Annotated in this window: 17 protein-coding genes, 1 pseudogene and 1 riboswitch; of the genes and pseudogenes, 12 read left to right on the top strand and 6 right to left on the bottom strand. The window is 72.6% G+C overall.

From position 1 onward, the window contains the following. Nucleotides 1-17 precede the first annotated feature (17 nt). The 4 genes and pseudogenes from ftsR to NRK68_RS05800 all read left to right on the top strand — a co-directional run bounded on the left by ftsR (nt 18) and on the right by NRK68_RS05800 (nt 3,667). Complete coding sequence (gene ftsR / locus NRK68_RS05815) at nt 18-788, top strand: transcriptional regulator FtsR (protein ID WP_183068892.1); 771 nt, start codon at nt 18-20, stop codon at nt 786-788. Nucleotides 789-851: 63 nt separating this feature from the next. Next, nucleotides 852-1,325: a bifunctional nuclease family protein gene (locus NRK68_RS05810; RefSeq protein ID WP_007262890.1), complete on the top strand. Its 474-nt coding sequence runs from the start codon at nt 852-854 to the stop codon at nt 1,323-1,325. A gap of 328 nt (nt 1,326-1,653) precedes the next feature. After that, a pseudogene (locus NRK68_RS05805) lies at nt 1,654-2,145 on the top strand (MerR family transcriptional regulator); the annotation flags it as partial. A gap of 52 nt (nt 2,146-2,197) precedes the next feature. Continuing rightward, nucleotides 2,198-3,667: a DNA polymerase IV gene (locus NRK68_RS05800; protein WP_257855253.1), complete on the top strand. Its 1,470-nt coding sequence runs from the start codon at nt 2,198-2,200 to the stop codon at nt 3,665-3,667. Between the two features lie 16 nt (nt 3,668-3,683). On the opposite strand, the gene NRK68_RS05795 is transcribed toward NRK68_RS05800, so the two are convergent. Then, on the bottom strand, nt 3,684-4,070 hold the full coding sequence (locus NRK68_RS05795; protein ID WP_183068895.1) for a PRC-barrel domain-containing protein: 387 nt from the start codon (nt 4,068-4,070) through the stop codon (nt 3,684-3,686). Between the two features lie 91 nt (nt 4,071-4,161). Further along, a riboswitch (glycine riboswitch) is annotated at nt 4,162-4,260 on the top strand. 193 nt (nt 4,261-4,453) lie between these two features. On the opposite strand from NRK68_RS05795, the gene gcvP reads away from it, so the two are divergent. Then, nucleotides 4,454-7,339 carry an aminomethyl-transferring glycine dehydrogenase gene (gcvP, locus tag NRK68_RS05790; protein WP_183068896.1) on the top strand — a complete coding sequence of 962 codons (2,886 nt, stop codon included), beginning with the start codon at nt 4,454-4,456 and terminating at the stop codon, nt 7,337-7,339. 95 nt (nt 7,340-7,434) lie between these two features. Here gcvP and NRK68_RS05785 read toward each other — a convergent pair whose 3' ends face one another. Next, nucleotides 7,435-7,623, bottom strand: a complete 189-nt coding sequence (locus NRK68_RS05785; RefSeq protein ID WP_030009772.1) for a DUF5999 family protein — start codon at nt 7,621-7,623, stop codon at nt 7,435-7,437. A gap of 261 nt (nt 7,624-7,884) precedes the next feature. Beyond that, nucleotides 7,885-8,505 (bottom strand): hypothetical protein, encoded by a 621-nt coding sequence (locus NRK68_RS05780; RefSeq protein ID WP_183068897.1) that lies wholly within the window; start codon nt 8,503-8,505, stop codon nt 7,885-7,887. 496 nt (nt 8,506-9,001) lie between these two features. Here NRK68_RS05780 and NRK68_RS05775 point away from each other — a divergent pair, with 496 nt between their 5' ends. The 3 genes from NRK68_RS05775 to NRK68_RS05765 all read left to right on the top strand — a co-directional run bounded on the left by NRK68_RS05775 (nt 9,002) and on the right by NRK68_RS05765 (nt 12,274). Continuing rightward, entirely contained in the window at nt 9,002-10,534 is a 1,533-nt protein-coding gene (locus NRK68_RS05775) for a glutamate-cysteine ligase family protein (protein WP_183068898.1), read from the top strand. Nucleotides 10,535-10,666: 132 nt separating this feature from the next. Further along, nucleotides 10,667-11,467, top strand: a complete 801-nt coding sequence (locus NRK68_RS05770; RefSeq protein WP_183068899.1) for a CPBP family intramembrane glutamic endopeptidase — start codon at nt 10,667-10,669, stop codon at nt 11,465-11,467. 90 nt (nt 11,468-11,557) lie between these two features. Then, a complete protein-coding gene (locus NRK68_RS05765) occupies nt 11,558-12,274 on the top strand; it encodes a hypothetical protein (RefSeq protein WP_183068900.1) in 717 nt (238 codons plus the stop codon). A gap of 49 nt (nt 12,275-12,323) precedes the next feature. On the opposite strand, the gene NRK68_RS05760 is transcribed toward NRK68_RS05765, so the two are convergent. Next, entirely contained in the window at nt 12,324-13,145 is an 822-nt protein-coding gene (locus tag NRK68_RS05760) for a PhzF family phenazine biosynthesis protein (protein ID WP_183068901.1), read from the bottom strand. A gap of 182 nt (nt 13,146-13,327) precedes the next feature. Between NRK68_RS05760 and NRK68_RS05755 the strand changes: the two genes are divergently transcribed. Then, complete coding sequence (locus NRK68_RS05755; protein WP_257855252.1) at nt 13,328-13,945, top strand: PadR family transcriptional regulator; 618 nt, start codon at nt 13,328-13,330, stop codon at nt 13,943-13,945. 87 nt (nt 13,946-14,032) lie between these two features. Here NRK68_RS05755 and NRK68_RS05750 read toward each other — a convergent pair whose 3' ends face one another. Then, nucleotides 14,033-14,461, bottom strand: coding sequence for a type II toxin-antitoxin system Rv0910 family toxin (locus NRK68_RS05750; RefSeq protein WP_183068903.1), 429 nt, complete (start codon nt 14,459-14,461; stop codon nt 14,033-14,035). A 172-nt stretch (nt 14,462-14,633) separates the two neighbouring features. Here NRK68_RS05750 and NRK68_RS05745 point away from each other — a divergent pair, with 172 nt between their 5' ends. After that, a complete protein-coding gene (locus NRK68_RS05745) occupies nt 14,634-15,596 on the top strand; it encodes an EamA family transporter (RefSeq protein WP_183068904.1) in 963 nt (320 codons plus the stop codon). A gap of 175 nt (nt 15,597-15,771) precedes the next feature. After that, nucleotides 15,772-16,755: a DMT family transporter gene (locus tag NRK68_RS05740; RefSeq protein ID WP_257855251.1), complete on the top strand. Its 984-nt coding sequence runs from the start codon at nt 15,772-15,774 to the stop codon at nt 16,753-16,755. On the opposite strand, the gene NRK68_RS05735 is transcribed toward NRK68_RS05740, so the two are convergent. Next, complete coding sequence (locus NRK68_RS05735; RefSeq protein WP_183068906.1) at nt 16,737-17,435, bottom strand: pyridoxamine 5'-phosphate oxidase family protein; 699 nt, start codon at nt 17,433-17,435, stop codon at nt 16,737-16,739. The genes NRK68_RS05740 and NRK68_RS05735 overlap by 19 nt on opposite strands. 37 nt (nt 17,436-17,472) lie before the next feature. Between NRK68_RS05735 and NRK68_RS05730 the strand changes: the two genes are divergently transcribed. Next, a complete protein-coding gene (locus tag NRK68_RS05730; RefSeq protein WP_183068907.1) occupies nt 17,473-18,807 on the top strand; it encodes an aminotransferase class I/II-fold pyridoxal phosphate-dependent enzyme in 1,335 nt (444 codons plus the stop codon). Nucleotides 18,808-18,839: the final 32 nt, after the last annotated feature.

The following is an 18,839-nucleotide window of genomic DNA, read 5'->3' as shown; positions in this document are numbered from 1 at the left end:
ACCCGAGGGAAGGTCCCATGCTGCGCAATCCGACGGGCGGCGCCGGGAACGGCACCGCCGGCTCGGCCGGGCGGCTGGTGAGCATCGGCACGGTGCTCACCACGCTGCGTGACGAGTTCCCCGAAGTCACGATCTCGAAGATCCGTTTCCTGGAGGCGGAGGGGCTGGTCGAGCCCCGGCGCACACCTTCCGGGTACCGCAAGTTCAGCACGGAGGACGTGGAGCGCCTCGCCCGCATCCTGCGCCTCCAGCGTGATCACTACCTGCCGCTGAAGGTCATCCGTGAGCAGCTCGACGCGCTCGCACGCGGGGAGCAGATCCGCATCCCGGCGCCCACGGCGCACGGCGATGCCGCGGATCGGTCCGATCCGGCCGGCGCTGCCGCCGTCTACGGCGATCCGGTGCAGGAGCGGCCCCCCGCGGCCCGGGTGGGGCGCGCCGAGCTCCTCGCGGCCGTCGGTGTGGACGAGGAACAGCTGGTCGAGTGGGAGTCGTACGGGCTCCTCGCCGAGGTGCCGGGCGGCGGGTTCGACGCCGACGCGGTCACCGTGGCCCGGCTCGTGGCCGACCTGGGGCGGTTCGGTCTGGAGCCGCGGCACCTGCGCGCCATGAAGGCCGCCGCCGACCGCGAGGCGGGCCTGGTGGAGCAGGTCGTGGCACCGCTGCGCAGGCACCGCAACCCGCAGACGAGGGCCCACGCCGAAGCCACCATGAAGGAACTCGCGGGGCTCTCCGTCCGGCTGCACGAGGCCTTGGTGCAGACGGCTCTCGGCGTCCGGTTGCGCTGACCGCGCCGGTCGAGGTGGAGCCCCGACTACCCAAACCTGCCGAGCAGGTCCTAGGGTTGCTGTGTGAACGAGCTCGACGTTGTGGGTGTCCGGGTGGAAATGCCCTCCAACCAACCGATCGTGCTCCTGCGTGAAGTGGGAGGCGACCGGTACCTCCCCATCTGGATCGGTCCGGGGGAGGCGACGGCCATTGCCTTCGCCCAGCAGGGGATGGCCCCTGCCCGGCCGCTGACGCACGACCTGTTCAAGGACGTGCTGGAGGCGGTCGGAGAGGAGCTCACCGAGGTCCGGATCACGGATCTGCGGGAGGGCGTCTTCTACGCGGAGCTCGTCTTCGCCAGCGGGGTCGAGGTGAGTGCGCGGCCTTCCGACGCCATAGCCCTCGCCCTGCGGACGGGGACGCCGATCTACGGCAGTGACGGGGTCCTGGACGACGCGGGAATCGCCATCCCGGACGAGCAGGAGGACGAGGTCGAGAAGTTCCGCGAGTTCCTCGACCAGATCTCACCCGAGGACTTCGGTACCGGCCCGCAGTGAGGCGCCCATCCCGTCGTTCACGGTGGCGCTCCGGCCCATTCGAGTAGCCTTTCCCCGGATATGGACACGGGAAACCACTCTCAGGGTGATTATCACTCGGCGTGCCGAGTGTGGCGATCGTTGACGCACCCCTGGTGACTGCCTACCTTCGAGGTGGGCAGGTCAAGGACGGAGGGTCGGCGTGAGGATCACGGGCGACGGTACGACCGGGGGCACCCCCGTACGGAGTGACGCTGGGCCGTACCCGCTGCACGGTGGTGCGGTAGGATCCGCGCGCCGTCAGCCGGAGTCGACGCCGGTCGGACCGGTGGGCGACGACCCGGCGCCCGGGCAGATCGGCTACCGCGGACCGACGGCCTGTGCCGCGGCCGGCATCACCTACCGACAGCTCGACTACTGGGCGCGCACCGGGCTGGTGGAGCCCAGCGTGCGGGCCGCGTACGGGTCGGGGACCCAGCGCCTCTACAGCTTCCGTGACGTCGTCGTCCTCAAGATCGTCAAGCGGTTCCTGGACACCGGTGTGGCCCTGCAGAACATCCGCACGGCCGTGCAGCACCTGCACGATCGCGAGCTTTCGGACCTCGAGCGGATGACGCTGATGAGCGACGGCGCCACCGTGTACGAGTGCACCTCGACCGATCAGGTCGTCAGCCTGCTCCAGGGCGGGCAGGGCGTCTTCGGCATCGCCGTGGGCGTGGTGTGGCGCGACGTGCAGAGCGCGCTGTCGCAGCTGCACGGCGAGCGGGTGGACACCGGCGAGACCCTGGTCGGGCACAACCCGACGGACGAGCTGGCCGCCCGTCGCAACCGCGCCGTCTGAGCGGGCGGACCGGGCCACGGGATTGTCAGCGGCGTAGGGCAGCATCGGTGCTGTGAGAGCCGCTCCGACCATCCTGCATCTGGACATGGACGCCTTCTACGCCTCCGTGGAGCAGGCGTCCAAGCCGAGCCTGCGCGGCAAGGCCGTCATCGTCGGCGGGCTCGGGCCGCGCGGGGTCGTCGCCACGGCCTCGTACGAGGCCAGGCGGTTCGGGGTGCACTCGGCGATGCCGACGGCGCAGGCCAGGCGGCTCTGCCCGAACGGGGCCTATCTGATCCCGCGTTTCACCCTCTACCGGCAGGTCAGCGATGTGGTGATGGCCATGCTGCGGGAGCTGTCGCCGCTGGTGGAGCCGCTCAGCCTGGACGAGGCCTTCGTGGACCTGGAGGCGGGCGGGGTCGCCTTCGACTCGGACTCCGCGCGGGCGACGGGCGAGCGGCTGCGGGCCGACATCAGGGCCGCCACGGGGCTCAGCGGGTCCGTGGGGCTGGCCGGGTCGAAGATGCTGGCCAAGGTGGCCTCCGAGGAGGCCAAGCCCGCCGGGCTGCTGCTGATCGAGCCGGGGACGGAGCGCGAGCTGCTCGCGCCGATGTCCGTACGGACCCTGCCCGGGGTGGGGCCGGCCACGGGGGAGCACCTGCGCCGCGCCGGGATCACCACGGTGGGGGAGCTGGTGGAGGCCGGGGAGGACGAGCTGGTCCGGATGCTCGGGCGCGCCCACGGGGCGGGGCTGTACCGGATGGCGCTGGGGCTGGACGACCGGGCGGTGGTCGCGGAGCGGGACGCGAAGTCGGTGTCGGTCGAGGACACCTTCGATGTGGACCTGCACGACCGGGTGCGGATCCGGGGCGAGGTGCAGCGGCTCGCCGACCGGTGCGTGACGCGGCTGCGGGGCTCCGGGCACTCGGGGCGCACGATCGTGCTCAAGGTGCGGCGCTACGACTTCTCCACACTGACGCGGTCCGAGACATTGCGCGGGCCCACGGACGATCCGGCGGTGGTGCGGGAGGCGGCGGCGCGGCTGCTGGAGGCGGTGGACACCACGGGCGGGGTGCGACTGCTGGGAGTGGGGGTGACGGGGCTCGCGGACTACACGCAGGAGGACCTCTTCGCGCAGTCCCTCGCCGCCGGACCGGAAGCGCCCGACGCGGCGGACGCGGCGGACGGTACGGGAGGTGCCGGCGGTACGGGAGGTGCCGGTGGTGCCGACAGTACGGGAGCTGCGGCCGGGAGAGCAGGGCCGGAGGCGGCGGACGGGGCCGCCGGGGCTCCTGAGGCGCCGGAGCCGCCCGGGGTGCCCCAGGGGGCCCCTGAGCCTCCGGAGCGCCGCTGGGCGGCCGGGAGCGACGTACGGCACGTCCTGTACGGGCCGGGATGGGTGCAGGGCAGCGGGGTCGGGCGGGTGACCGTGCGGTTCGAGCAGCCCGGATCGGAGCCCGGCCGGGTGCGGACCTTCCGGGTGGACGACCCGGAACTGGAGCCGTCCGACCCGCTGCCGCTGGTGGGGGACCCGACCGGGTGAGAGCGCCCGGGCGGGCTCAGCCCTCGTCGCCCGCCAGGCGGCCGAAGTCGCGGTGGAAGTCGGACGGGAGGGTCGTGTCCAGGCCGTAGTGGTGGTAGAGCTGGAGTTCCTGCTCGGGAGAGAGGTGGCGGCCGACGCCGAAGTCGGGTGCGTCCTTGATGAGGGAGCGTTCGAAGGGCACCCGCAGGGTCTCGCCGACCATCTCGCTCGGCTCCAGCGGGACGAAGGCGTCCCGGCTGAACAGGCCGGTCCGGACGGCGGCCCATTCCGGGACACCCGTGGCATCGTCGAGGTACACCTCGTCGATGGTGCCGATCTTGGCACCGTTGCGGTCGAACGCCTTGCGGCCGATCAGGCTGCGCGGATCGATGTCGGTCTGCACGGTCCCTCCAAATGGTCGCATCTGCTCCCCAACGACTACAGAAGTGCATTTCTGCAGCGGAGGCCACTCGGGGAGCCTCTTGAACCCCGCTGGTAGTCTGGGTGACGGCTGTCGACCCTGTGCGGGAGAGTCCTCCGAGTGAGCAAGACGGAGGCGCCGAAGGAGCAAATCCTCCCCGGAATCTCTCAGGCATACGTACCGCACGGACGAGGCCACTCTGGAAAGCAGGGCGGGTACCGGGCGCAGTGCCGGTCCCCCTCCTCACCGACGGTGAAAGCCGGATCCCGCGGGAGACCCCCGTGACTCCGGTGAAACTCTCAGGTGCAGATGACAGAGGGGGAGGCCGTCCGGGTGCCCGCGCCGTGGTGCCCCTCGCAGGTCATATGACCAGGAGGCCTCCGTACATGACCGCCAACCGCATTCCGCTCTCCCAGCTGGAGCGAGGCATCCCCTTCGAACAGCGCCACATCGGCCCGGATGCCGAGGCGCAGGCGAAGATGCTCGCCCAGGTGGGCTACGGCTCCCTGGACGAACTGACCGCCGCCGCGGTACCGGATGTGATCAAGACCGCTGACGCCCTTGCCCTGCCCGAGGCGCGGACCGAGGCCGAGGTGCTCGCCGAGCTGCGTTCGCTCGCCGACCGCAACCAGGTCCTCTCCTCCATGATCGGTCTCGGCTACTACGGGACCTTCACCCCGCCGGTGATCCTCCGCAACGTGATGGAGAACCCGGCCTGGTACACGGCGTACACGCCCTACCAGCCGGAGATCTCGCAGGGCCGCCTCGAGGCCCTCCTGAACTTCCAGACCGTCGTCGCCGACCTCACCGGCCTGCCGACCTCCGGCGCCTCGCTGCTCGACGAGGGCACCGCTGCCGCCGAGGCCATGACCCTGGCCCGCCGCGTGGGCAAGGTCAAGGGCAACGTCTTCCTGGTCGACGCCGACGCCCTGCCGCAGACCGTCGCCGTCATCGAGACGCGCGCCGAGCCGATCGGCATCGAGGTCGTCGTCGCCGACCTCTCCGACGGCATCCCCGCCGAGATCGCCGAGCGTGGCGTCTACGGCGTCCTGCTCCAGTACCCCGGTGCCTCCGGTGCCGTCCGGGACATCAAGCCGGTCATCGACCAGGCCCACGAGCTCGGTGCCATCGTCACCGTCTCGGCCGACCTGCTCGCCCTGACCCTGCTGAAGTCCCCGGGCGCCCTCGGCGCGGACATCGCGGTCGGCACCACCCAGCGCTTCGGTGTCCCGATGGGCTTCGGCGGACCGCACGCCGGCTACATGGCCGTCCAGGACAAGCACGCCCGCTCGCTGCCCGGCCGCCTCGTCGGCGTCTCGGTGGACGCGGACGGCAACAAGGCCTACCGCCTGGCCCTGCAGACCCGCGAGCAGCACATCCGCCGCGAGAAGGCCACCAGCAACATCTGCACCGCGCAGGTGCTGCTCGCCGTCATGGCCGGCATGTACGCCGTCTACCACGGCCCGGACGGCCTGCGGACGATCGCCCGCCGGACCCACCGCTACGCCACGCTGCTCGCCGCGGGCCTGCAGGCCGGCGGGGTGGAGACCGTGCACGGTGCCTACTTCGACACGGTCACCGCCCGGGTTCCCGGCCGAGCGGCCGAGGTCGTCGCCGCCGCCCGCGAGGGCGGGGTCAACCTGCACCGGGTCGACGCCGACCTCGTCTCGATCAGCTGCGACGAGACCACCCTGCGCGCCGACATCGAGGCCGTCTGGGCAGCCTTCGGCGTCACCGCCGACATCGAGGCCCTCGACGAGGCCGCGGACGACACGCTGCCCGAGGGCCTGCTGCGCTCGGACGCCTACCTGACGCACCCCGTCTTCCACCAGCACCGTTCCGAGACCGCGATGCTGCGCTACCTGCGCAAGCTCTCGGACAAGGACTACGCGCTGGACCGCGGCATGATCCCGCTGGGCTCCTGCACGATGAAGCTCAACGCGACCACCGAGATGGAGCCGGTGACCTGGCCCGAGTTCGGCCAGCTGCACCCCTTCGCCCCGGTGGAACAGGCCGAGGGTTACCTCACGCTCATCACCGAGCTGGAGGAACGTCTCTGCGAGGTCACCGGCTACGACAAGGTCTCCATCCAGCCGAACGCCGGCTCCCAGGGTGAGCTCGCCGGCCTGCTGGCCGTGCGCGCCTACCACCGCGCCAACGGCGACGAGCAGCGCACCATCTGCCTCATCCCGTCCTCCGCGCACGGCACCAACGCCGCCAGCGCCGTGATGGCCGGCATGAAGGTCGTCGTCGTCAAGACCGCCGACGACGGCGAGGTGGACGCGGACGACCTGCGCGCCAAGATCGAGCAGCACCGCGACGAGCTCGCCGTGCTGATGATCACCTACCCGTCCACGCACGGTGTGTTCGAGGAGCACGTCGCCGACATCTGCGCCCAGGTGCACGACGCCGGCGGCCAGGTCTACGTCGACGGTGCCAACCTCAACGCCCTGGTGGGCCTGGCCAAGCCGGGTCACTTCGGCGGCGACGTCTCGCACCTGAACCTGCACAAGACCTTCTGCATCCCGCACGGCGGCGGCGGCCCGGGCGTCGGCCCGGTCGGCGTCCGGGCGCACCTCGCCCCGTACCTGCCGAACCACCCGCTCCAGCCGACCGCCGGCCCGGAGACGGGCGTCGGCCCGATCTCGGCCGCTCCGTGGGGCTCGGCCGGCATCCTGCCGATCTCCTGGTCGTACGTGCGCCTCATGGGCGGCGAGGGCCTCAAGCGCGCCACCCAGGTCGCGGTGCTCGGCGCCAACTACATCGCCAAGCGCCTGGAGCCGCACTACCCGGTGCTCTACACCGGCCCGGGCAACCTGGTCGCGCACGAGTGCATCATCGACCTGCGTCCGCTGTCGAAGTCCACGGGCGTCAGCGTGGACGACATCGCCAAGCGTCTGATCGACTACGGCTTCCACGCGCCGACGATGTCCTTCCCGGTCGCCGGCACGCTGATGATCGAGCCCACGGAGTCCGAGGACCTCACTGAGATCGACCGGTTCTGCGACGCGATGATCGCCATCCGCGGCGAGATCGAGCGGGTCGCGGGCGGCGAGTGGCCGGCGGACGACAACCCGCTGGCCAACGCCCCGCACACGGCCGCCGCGCTGGGCGGCGAGTGGAACCACCCGTACACCCGGGACGAGGCCGTCTTCCCCGGCGGCGTCGTGGCCGCCGAGAAGTACTGGCCGCCGGTGCGCCGCATCGACGGTGCGTTCGGCGACCGCAACCTCGTGTGCTCCTGCCCGCCGCTGGACGAGTACGACAACTGAGGCGCCCCCGCCTCTGACGGCCGTCGTACGACATGACGAAGGGGCCGGCCCGGAAGATCCTTCCGGGCCGGCCCCTTCGTCGTCCGGGTCGTCCTCTACGCCGCAGCGAGCGGGCGGTGCGGGGCGATGATCTGCCCGTCCGGGAGCAGCTCACCGGTGTCCTCGAAGAGCAGGACGCCGTTGCACAGCAGGCTCCAGCCCTGTTCCGGGTGGTTGGCCACGGGGCGCGCGGCCTCCCGGTCGGCGGATTCGGCAGACGGGCAGGCTGGCTGGTGCTGGCACATGGATGCGTTCTTTCGCTGCGGTGTGGTCTGTGTGCTACGGCTCGATACCTGATTCATGGCCGTCCCCCTGGGTCATCCCCGCAGCCGCGGGGCGCTTGTCATCAGTGTTCCCCCACGACAGCCGCTTCGCAGGGATTTCCCTGCAGCTGTCCTCATGGATTGATGACGCATCACTCGTGCGGGCGGTTCAGGCCAACTCCCCTGTCATTTCGGATGGTTCACAGGTGGCCCGGGCGGACTAGGCCGGATGGGTGAATCGGGTCAGGCGGCGGGCGCGGCCAGCGACGGCGGGACCGGCGCGGTCGCGGGCGTGAGCCGGTGGGTCAGCACGGGCAGCAGTTCCGAGACCGGATGCGGCCGGTACGCGGCGATGCCGGGCGGGGCCGGGGCCAGCGGCACCAGCAGGTCCTCGCCGGCGGGCAGTCCGGCGGCGGCGTCGGCGCCCACCGCCCCGTGCAGCCACAGCGTCAGCATGTAGAGCTCCGGTACGGAGAGCAGCCGGGGCTGGTAGCCGGTGGCGAGCAGCTCGGCCTGGCGCAGGGCGCGCTCGGTGGCGGCCACGTAGGGGCCCTCGAAGAAGTGGGAGAAGGCCCAGCCGTCGGGCGTCAGCCGGGTGTCCGCCGCCGCGACGTGGCGGTCCCCGCTGCGGATCAGGAACCGCCAGCCCACGAGCCGGGTCCGGGGCGGCCGGCCGGCGGACGCGAGGTCCGAGAGCGTCAGCCGGTCGAGGACGTGGACCGGAAGGGGCAGTTCGGCGGTCAGCGGCCCCTGGATCGCGCGCAGGGCCGGGGTGTGCGCCTCATGGACGGCGGTGGGGGAACCGAGTGCCGCGAGGACGCTGCGCAGGGCGGGTGCGGGAGCCGGGGGGACATGCAGCGGCATGGTGGGTCGCCTCTCACTTGGGAGACCGGTGGAACGGGGGCAGGTGCGGGACGGCGCTGTCGCATTCTGGGGCCAGAGGGGGGCCGAGGGGCAATGGCCGCGCGCCAACTCTCTGCCTCGTTTGCGGAGTTTATACGACATGTGTTCACGCAGTGTTTCGGCTAGCTGTCCCGCCTATTGCCGACAAGGCGCTTACCGGTCCCGCTGACATGGCATTCATGCCGGATGAGCGCGAACGTGCCGCGCTGACCTCGGAGGTTACCGGAAGGGGGCTCGGCTGGAAAGAACCTGTTTCCTGAGGCGGGCAAATGCCAAGATGAATTTGCGTGAAGCGACTTGCCAGGTGAATGTGCCGAAGCGCCCTTCGGCCAACCCGGCGCGCGCTCCTCGCCACGCACGCCCCCTCCGCGTTATGGATCACGATGCCGGGGCATCATCGACCGTAACGCGCGCCTGGGTGCCCCGGGGCCAGGCCCACTCGAGGAGGGACGCTTCGATGGGGGAGAAGGTCGTGGCGGGAGGATTCGACCTGTCCGATCGGCAGCGGTATCGAAGGAAACTCCACGAGTGTCTGGAGGGACTGGAGCGACTTCTGGCGGAGAAGAGGTTCGATCGCCCGAAGAACATGATGGGGCTGGAGATCGAGCTGAATCTCGCGGGAACCGACGGGATGCCGCGCATGGTGAATGCCCAGGTGCTGGAGCGGATTGCCAGCCCCGATTTCCAGACCGAACTGGGAATGTTCAATCTGGAGGTGAACGTTCTGCCGCACCGGCTCGGCGGGCGGGTATTCGACCGGCTCGCCGAAGAACTCAGCGCGGGACTCGGATACGCCCACCGGCAGGCCGCGGAGATCGACGCCGGGGTGGTGATGATCGGCATCCTGCCGACGATCTCCCGCGCGGACCTGGTCACCGCGAACCTCTCCGCGGTGGACCGCTACTCCCTGCTGAACGAACAGATCCTGATGATGCGTGGCGAGGACTTCACACTCGACATCGACGGCGTCGAGCGGCTGATCTGGACCTCCGGGTCGATCGTGCCCGAGGCCGCCTGCACGTCCGTACAGCTGCACCTCCAGGTGACGCCGGCCCGCTTCTCTGCCGTATGGAACGCGGCGCAGGCGGTGACCGCCGCACAGATAGCCGTCGGCGCCAACTCGCCCTTCCTGTTCGGGCGTGAGCTGTGGCGGGAGTCGCGGCCGCCGCTGTTCACCCAGGCCACCGACACCCGGCCGCCGGAGCTGCAGGCCCAGGGCGTGCGGCCGCGCACCTGGTTCGGGGAGCGGTGGGTGGACTCGGCGTACGAGCTCTTCGCCGAGAACGTCCGCTACTTCCCCTCCCTGCTGCCCATCTGCGACGAGGAGGAGCCGCTGCGGGTGCTGGCCGAGGGCGGGGTGCCGCGCCTGCAGGAGCTGGTCCTGCACAACGGCACCGTCTACCGCTGGAACCGGCCCGTGTACGGGGTGGCGGACGGGGTGCCGCACCTGCGCGTGGAGAACAGGGTGCTGCCGGCCGGGCCGACGGTCACCGACGTCGTCGCGAACGCCGCCTTCTACTACGGGCTCGTGCGCACCCTCGCGGACGAGCCGCGCCCGGTGTGGACCCGGCTGCCCTTCGCCGAGGCCGAGGCGAACTTCGACGCGGCCTGCCGGTACGGGATCGACGCCCGGCTGCGGTGGCCCCGCCGGGGCCGGGCCGGCGGTCTGGTCAGCGTGCCGGCGGTACGGCTGGTCCTGGACGAACTGCTGCCGATGGCCGCGGCGGGCCTGGACGCCTGGGGCATCGAACCCGCGGACCGCGACCACTACCTCGGCATCATCGAGGAGCGCTGCCGGCGTCGGGTGAACGGTGCGACCTGGCAGGTGGACACCTACCACCGGGCGCTCGCGGCGGGCCTGGACCGGGACGCGGCGCTGGCGGCCACCACCCGGCGCTACAGCGAACTGATGCACCGGGGCGACCCCGTGCACACCTGGCCCGTGGGGCTCACGGAGGAGGTGAGCGCGGCGGTGCCCGCCCGGCGCTGAGCCGCCCCGCCGCCACCGTGCCGCGCCCGGCGGCCTCTGCCGGTTCCCGCGATCCTCCCTCGGTGATCCACCCGCCCGGCCGACGAGGCAGTATGGGGTGGTCGCAACAAGATGGCAGGACGGGAGTCGGTCGTGCGGGCTGAGCCGGAGCCGGTGTTCGTGGAGCTGGGCGAGGAGGGGCGGCGGAACCTCCTGCGCACCGAGACCCTGCTCGTCCTGGCGCTGTCGCTGGGCGCGAGCGGGGTCTCCGCGCTGATCAGCTTCCTGGGCTCGCTGACCAAGCCGGGCGGCCTGAAGGACCAGGCCGCCACGCTCAACGGCTCCTACGCCCCCGGCCGGCCCTGGCTCGACCTGGCCTGGCAGCTGTTCGGGATCGCCAGCGCGCTGGTCCCCGTACTGCTGGTGGCGCACCTGCTGACCCGCGAGGGCGCCCCCGGGCTGCGGGTGCTCGGGTTCGACCGGACCCGGCCGCTGTGGGACCTGGGCCGCGGCGCCCTCGTCGCGGCGGGGATCGGCAGCGCGGGGCTGGCCTTCTACCTGGGGACGCGGGCCGCCGGCTTCAACCTCACGGTGGTGCCGGAGGCCCTGCCCGACGTGTGGTGGAAGTTCCCCGTGCTGATCCTCTCCGCGATCCAGAACGCGGTCGTGGAGGAGGTCATCGTGCTGGCCTACCTGTTGCGCCGGCTGGACCGGCTGGGCTGGTCGCCGATGGCGGCACTGGCGGCCAGTTCGCTGCTGCGCGGCTCCTACCACCTCTACCAGGGCATCGGCGGCTTCATCGGCAACGTGGTGATGGGCATCGTCTTCGTGCTGGCCTACCGCCGCTGGGGACGGGTGGGGCCGCTCGTCGTCGCGCACGCGCTGCTCGACATCGTGGCCTTCGGCGGGTACGCCCTGCTCGCGGGCAAGGTGGGCTGGCTGCCGACGCCGTGACGCGGCGGCGCGGCGCACCCGATCGGCCCCGCAGGACGTGGCCGCGGGCCGCGCCGGTGCGAGGCTGGGGGGAGTGAGGAGGCGCGCGCGGTGGCTGTCATGGACTCCCTGGTGTCGTTCGCCCCGTTCCTGGTGCCCGTGGTCAGCGGCCTGGTGGGCGGGGCGAGCCTCCTCATCCGGGACCGCCGCGAGGCGCGCAGCGCGGACCACCACTACCGCCGGCGGCTGGAGAAGGCCCAGCTGGAGATCCAGTTCATCTCCGGGTGGATCCAGGCCAAAAAGCTGGCTCCGACCGACGGCCCGGCCCCCGATCCGGAGCCGGGCCGCTGGCTCGACGACCTCTACGCGTCGGTGCGCCGCGCCAAGGCGGACACCGGCAGCCGGCACCGGACGGGGCCCGTCTCGTTGCGGCGCCTGCTGCTGCTGGGCGAGGTGACGGGCGCGGCGAGGAGCGTGCGGGTCGCCTACTGGATCTCCCTGGCCCTGTTCAACCTGGCGCTCGCGTGGTGGGTGAACGCGCTCGTCTCCGGCGTACCCGGCTTCATGCACGACGAGGGCGTACCGGAATCCGAGGAGGTCGCCTCGTATCTGCTGACGGCGTTCTGCCTGTTCGTGGTGTCGGCCGTCCTGTGGTGGTGGACGGTGCACCTGGGCGCCGCCGAGCCGGGGCAGGTCTACCGCAAGCGCATCGACTCGGAGGCCTGGGAAGACAGCGAGCGGGAGTGGCGCGCCGCCGCGCGCGCGAAGGCGGAGGCGAAGGAGCGGCCGAAGGCGGCCCGCGGGCGGCGGGGCGGGCCGGCGGGCTGACCCGCCCCGCCGGTGCCCCGCCGAGGCCCGGCCGCCCTCCTCCGGCCGGTCACGGGGCGGTGAGCAGCTCCCCGTCGAGGACGGTCACGGCGTGTCCGGTCAGCAGGGTGCGATCGCCCGCCAGGGTGACCCGTACCAGTCCCTGCCGGGCGCCGCCCTGGAGGCCGGTCAGTTGGGTGCGGCCCAGGCGCTGTGCCCAGAACGGGGCGAGCGCGGTGTGGGCGCTGCCGGTGACCGGGTCCTCGTCGATCCCGAAGGCCGGGAAGAAGCCGCGGGAGACGAAGTCGTACCCGCGGGAGGGGTCCTCGGCGGCAGCGGTGACGATCACGCCCCGCTTGGCGAAGGCACGCAGGGCGCCGTGGTCCGGCTCCAGCTCACGGACGGTCTTCTCGTCGGCGAGCTCGACGACGAGGTCGCCGATGTGCGCGGCGGTGTCGTGGACGGAGAGGATCGGCGCACCGCCGAGCGCGTGGTCGACGGAGGGCGGCGCCGGGACCGGGGTCAGGGAGGACGTGGGGAAGTCCATCGTGATCGTGCCGTCCTCGGCGGTCTCCGCGGTGAGGACGCCGCAGCGGGCGGAGAAGCGGATCAGCCCCTCGGCGAGTCCGCCGGTGGCCAGCACATGGGCCGTGGCGAGCGTGGCGTGGCCGCACATGTCGACCTCGGCGGCCGGGGTGAACCAGCGCAGCGCCCAGTCGGCGTCCCCGCCGGGCGGGAGGGGGTGGGCGAAGGCGGTCTCGGAGAGGTTCACCTCGGACGCCACCTGCTGGAGCCAGGTGTCCGGGGGGAAACCGCCGTCGAGGAGCAGGACCCCGGCGGGGTTGCCCTGGAAGGGGCGGTCGGTGAAGGCGTCGACGATTCGGATGCGCATGGACCGACGGTAGGGCGGTTTCTTGATCATCGACAAAGGCCAATCCGGGGTGACTGGCCTCCTTCCGTGCTGTTCGGTGAAATAGTTTCCGATATATCGTTGACGCATCGCGACCGCTCATCGATAGTGGATGCATCGGAGAACCGATGACACGGACACGACGTGAGGAAAGGAGCGCAGTCATGCGTTCACACGGACAGCACGGACAGCACGGCCACGAGCACGGCCGGGGCCACGGCCACTGCGGGCCGGACCGCCGGGAGGGATTCCAGGGATTCCGCGCGGCCTTCGGCCCGTTCGGACCGCCCTTCGGCGCGGGGCCCTTCGGTGGGCGCGGCGGCCGCGGGGGACCGCGCGGGCGGGCCCGGCGCGGCGACGTGAGGGCCTCGATCCTCGCGCTGCTCGCCGACCGGCCGATGCACGGCTACGAGATGATCCAGGAGATCGGCGAGCGCAGCGGCGGGGCGTGGAAGCCCAGCCCGGGCTCGGTCTACCCGACCCTGAACCTGCTGGAGGACGAAGGCCTCATCAGCAGCCAGAGCGAGGGCGGCAAGAAGCTGTTCACGCTCACCGAGGCCGGCCGCGCCGAGGCCGAGGCGGGACCGGACGCCCCCTGGGCGGACGCCGGGCGGGGCTTCGACTTCGAGGCGATGCACGAGGCCCGGCAGGCCGGGGCCGGTCTGATGGAGGCGTTCGGGCAGGTCTTCAGGACCGGCTCGCCGGAGCAGCGGGAGAAGGCGCTCGCGGTCCTCGTCGACGCCCGCAAGAAGCTCTACCTGATCCTGGCCGACGAGCACTGAGTGCCCAGCCCGGACAGGCGGCGGCGCGCCCCGCGATCTCTCGTCGCGCGGCGCGCCGTCTTCGTACGCGGGTGGGCGCGGCCGGGGTCAGACGACCAGGCCGGCGAGCTTGCGCAGCGACTCGTTCAGGGCGGCGGTGGCCGAGTCCTTCAGCTTGCCCGCCATCAGGGAGACGGCGGCCCCGGTGAACTCGCCGTCGATACGGACGGTGGTGGCCCCGCCGTCCGGGGTGAGGGTGTACCGGGTGAGGACGGCGACGCCCATCGGGCCCTTGCCGGTGATGGCGAAGAGGCGTTCGTCCTCCAGCTCGGAGACGGTCCACAGGACCTCGGCCGGGAATCCCATCATCTTCATGTTCTCGGCGAAGGTCGATCCGACGGCCAGGGTCTGCGGACCGCCCTGCGGGAAGTTGGTGTGGGTCATGCTCCACTGCCCGTACGCGTCCCAGTCCGTCAGCTGGGACCAGAGCTGCGCGGCGGACGCCTCGATGCGTGATTCCGCGGTGACTTCGGCCATGCGACCACCCCTTCTCGTCGGGTACGTGCGGCGGAAGGTAGCCCCGGCGGCCGGAACATTCAATACTGACGACCTGTCAGATCCGAGGGGGTCCGGCGGGTCGTGATCTCAGGTCTGTCTCAACAGGTGTCACGGCCGTGACGCTCCTGACTCGGCCTGTCATGATGGCCGGATGCAAGCGTCAGGGAAAAACGCCGGACTGGGCCTCGCCCTCGTCTCGGCGTTCGCGTTCGGTGGTTCCGGAGTGGCTGCGAAGCCGCTGATCGAGGCGGGTCTGGACCCCCTCCACATGGTCTGGCTCAGGGTGGCCGGCGCAGCGCTCGTGCTGTCCCCGCTCGCCTGGCGCCACCGCGACCTCCTGCTGCGCAGGCCCGCCCTGCTCGCCGGCTTCGGTCTCGTGGCCGTCGCGGGTGTGCAGGCCTTCTACTTCGCCTCGCTGTCCCGGATCCCCGTCGGCGTGGCCCTCCTGCTGGAGTACCTGGGCCCGGCGCTGCTGCTCGGCTACATCCGCTTCGTGCAGCGCAAGCCGGTGACGCGCGGGGCCGCCGCCGGCGCGGCCGTGGCCGTCGTCGGCCTGGCCTGCGTCGTCGAGATCTGGGCCGGACTCAGCCTGGACCTGCTCGGCGTGCTCTTCGGCCTCGCCGCTGCCTGCTGCCAGGCCTTCTACTTCGTCTTCGCCGACCAGGGCTCCGAGGGGGAGGACGCCCCCGACCCGCTCGGGGTGATCGCGTACGGGATGCTCATCGGCGCCCTGGTGATGACGGTCCTCGCCCGGCCGTGGGAGATCGACTGGGCGGTGCTGGGCGGGGACGCGTCCGTGGGCGGCACCCTGGTGCCCGCGCCGGCGCTGCTCGGCTGGGTCGTGCTCGTCGCGACCGTCTTCGCCTACGTGACCGGTGTGGTCTCGGTGCGCAGGCTCTCGCCCCAGGTCGCGGGTGTGGTGGCCTTCCTGGAGGCCGTCGTGGCCACCGTGCTGGCCTGGATCCTGCTCGGCGAACACCTCTCGACCTGGCAGATCGCCGGCGGCGCCCTGGTGCTGGGCGGTGCCTTCATCGCGCAGTCCTCCCGGCCGGCCCCGCAGGCAGCGGCCGAACCGGTTCCGGTGGACCGCGAACCCACGAAAGCACCCCTGTAACCACGAAAGCCCCCTGTAAGGTGACCGACATGTACTCGACCGTGCTTTCGCCGCCGGCCTCCTAGCGGGCGGCGCCCCACGATGACGATCCGGCCCGGGCAGTCCCCGGGCGGGTCGGTGCTGCCCGCGAAGCGATGACCTCGATCCACTCATCCTTCACGCGCGGAGAACTCACGTGTCGAACCACTCGCCCGCTGCCGGGCGCAGTCTGCTGTACCTCGTCGTCGCCGGAGCCGCCTGGGGCACCGCCGGGGCGGCCGCCTCCCTCCTCTTCCTGGCCAGTGACCTCGGCCCGCTCGCCCTGTCGTTCTGGCGGTGCGCGGGCGGACTCGTCGTGCTGCTCGGGGTGCTCGCCGTCCGGCGGGCCCGTCCCGGGCGGGGCCGGGCGCGGCCGTCCGCGGTCTCGCCCTCGACGGGCTCCCTGATCGTGACCGGGCTGCTCTTCACCGTCTTCCAGGCCGCCTACTTCGCCGCCGTGCGCGACACCGGGCTGGCCGTGGGCACCGTGGTCACCCTCGGCGCGGGCCCCGTGCTCATCGCGCTCGGAGCGCGCTCCTGGATGGGCGAACGCCTCGGCCGCGGCGGCACGGTCGCCGTCGTGGGGGCGCTCGCGGGGCTGGCCGTCCTGGTCCTGGGCAGCGGCGGGGCCGAGGTGCGCCCGCTCGGTGTCGGCTGGGCGCTGCTGTCGGCCGCCGGATACGCCGGGATGACCCTGCGGGCCCGCCGGCTCGGTCAGCGGGGCGCGGCCGGAGACCCGCTGGTGACCACCGCCTGGTCCGTCGCGGTGGGCGCGGTGTGCCTGCTGCCGCTCGCCGCGGCCGAGGGGCTGCTGCCGCACACCGCGGACCTGGGGCGGGTGCTCTGGCTGCTGCTGTACGTCGCCACCGTGCCGACTGCGCTGGCGTACGCCCTCTACTTCACCGGCGCCGCCGCCGTGCGCGCCGCGACCGTCTCGGTGATCATGCTGATCGAGCCGGTGAGCGCGGCGGCGATCGCCGTACTCGTCCTCGGGGAGCGGCTGACCGGCGCCGTGGTGCTGGGGACCGTACTACTGCTGGCGGCGGTCGCTGCGCTGATCGTGGCGGAGTCCCGCCGTCCGGCGGGATCGGCCGCGGCGCCCGCCGCCGCGCGGCCGACCCGTCAGAGCGCGGTGAGGTAGTCCGGGACGGCGACGCCGGGGGCCAGGTCCGCGGCGGGCACGGGGGTCCCGTACGTCGTGGCGACCGGGACCACGCCCGCCCAGTGCGGCAGGCCCAGGTCCTCGGCGTCGTCGTTCACCGGTCCGGTACGGAGCTTCGCGGACACCTCGTCCAGGTCCACCCGGATCACCGCGGTGGCGGCGAGCTCCTTGGCGTTGGCCGGCCGGACGTCGCCGGAACGGCCCGGGGCCACGGCGTCGACCATGGCGTCCAGGGCCGTGCGGCACTCCGCCTCGTCGGTGACCTGGCGGGCGGTGCCGTGCACGACCACCGAGCGGTAGTTGAGCGAGTGGTGGAAGGCCGAGCGGGCCAGCACCAGCCCGTCGACGTGGGTGACGGTGACGCAGACGGGCAGGCCCGGGTCGGTGCGGCCGGCCGCGAGCAGCGGGCGGGATCCGGTGGAACCGTGCAGGTAGAGCGACTCCCCGACCCGGGCGAACAGCGTCGGCAGGACCACCGGCGCGCCGTCGCGGACGAAGCCCAGGTGGCAGATGTAGGCCCCGTCGAGTATCGAGTGCACCGTCTCGCGGTCGTAGCGTGCCCGGTCGCGTGAGCGGCTGGGGACCGTGCGGCCGGTCGGCTCGTACGCGCCGGTCGTCCCGGTGCTCTCCGTGGTCTCCGTGGCAGGCGTGGCGGTCATGGTGCGGACTCCATTGCACTAGTGCATAATATTGTTTGTGCTAGGAGAGTATCGGATCACAGGTCGTCGCACATCTGATATCGCGGCCAGCGTCGAGGCGGGCGTGGCGTCGGGCGAGCTGCCGCCCGGATCGCTGCTGCCGCCGATGCGGGAGCTGGCGGGTGTGCTCGGCGTCAACCCGAACACCGTGGCGGCGGCCTACCGGACGCTGCGTGAGCGGGGCGTCATCGAAACGGACGGGCGGCGCGGCAGCCGGGTGCGCGCCCGGCCGTCGAGCACCCCGCGGGACGCGCTGCGGATGGTGGTGCCGGCCGGTGTACGGGACATCGCCGAGGGCAACCCGGACGTGTCGCTGCTGCCCTCGCTGGACGGGGCCCTGGCGGCCGCCGCCCGCCGTCACGCGCAGGCGCCCACCCTCTACGGGGCGGACCCGGTCGCCCCCGATCTGGCGCGGATCGCCCGCGCCGAACTCGACGCGGACGCGGTGCCCGCCGGGCCGGTGGCGGTGACCTCGGGAGCGCTGGACGCGATCGAACGGGTCCTGGCAGCCCACCTGCGGCCCGGGGACGGCGTGGCGGTCGAGGACCCGGGGTGGGGCGGCGCGCTCGACCTGGTGCCCGCACTCGGGCTGAGGCTGCTGCCGGTCGCGGTGGACGACGACGGGCCCCGGACCGAGACGGTGGCCCGGGCCCTCGCGGCAGGGGCGCGGGCGCTGGTGGTGACCTCCCGGGCGCAGAATCCGACCGGCGCGGCGGTGGGCCCGCAGCGAGCGGCGGAGCTGCGGGAACTGCTCGCGCAGTACCCCGGGGTGCTGCTGATCGAGGACGATCACGGCCACGGGATCGTCGACCTGCCGCTGCACCCGCTGGGCGGGGTGACCCGGCACTGGGTACTGATCCGCTCCACGGCCAAGGCGTACGGGCCGGACCTGCGGCTCGCCGTCCTGACGGGCGACGAGGTGACCCTGGACCGGGTGCGGGGACGCCAGCGGCTGGGCCCGGGGTGGGTGAGCCGGCTGCTCCAGCACACGGTGGTGGAGCTGTGGACCTCGCGGGCGGTGGACCGGGCGGCCGTCGCGCGGGCCTACGGGGAGCGGCGGGACGCCCTGGTCGAGGCGCTGCGGGAGCGGGGTGTGCCGGCGCACGGGCGGACCGGGCTGAACGTGTGGGTACCGGTGGCCGACGAGACGGTGGTGGTCACGAGGCTGCTCGCGGCGGGGTGGGGGGTCGCCGCCGGGGCCGTGTTCCGGGTCGAGTCGGGGCCCGGCGTGCGGCTGACGGTGTCCCGGCTGGCGGTGGCGGAGGTGCCGGTCCTGGCCGACGCCGTGGCCGCGGCGGTCCGGCCGGGCACGACGGGCGGCCGGAACGACTGACCGCGGGTCCCGTCGCCGGGCGGAGGCGCGCT

It is taken from the genome of Streptomyces yangpuensis (assembly GCF_024666385.1).
Taxonomy (GTDB): domain Bacteria; phylum Actinomycetota; class Actinomycetes; order Streptomycetales; family Streptomycetaceae; genus Streptomyces; species Streptomyces yangpuensis.
The sequence above is the reverse complement of the archived record's forward strand: the minus strand, read 5'-3'. Positions and strand labels throughout refer to the sequence as shown.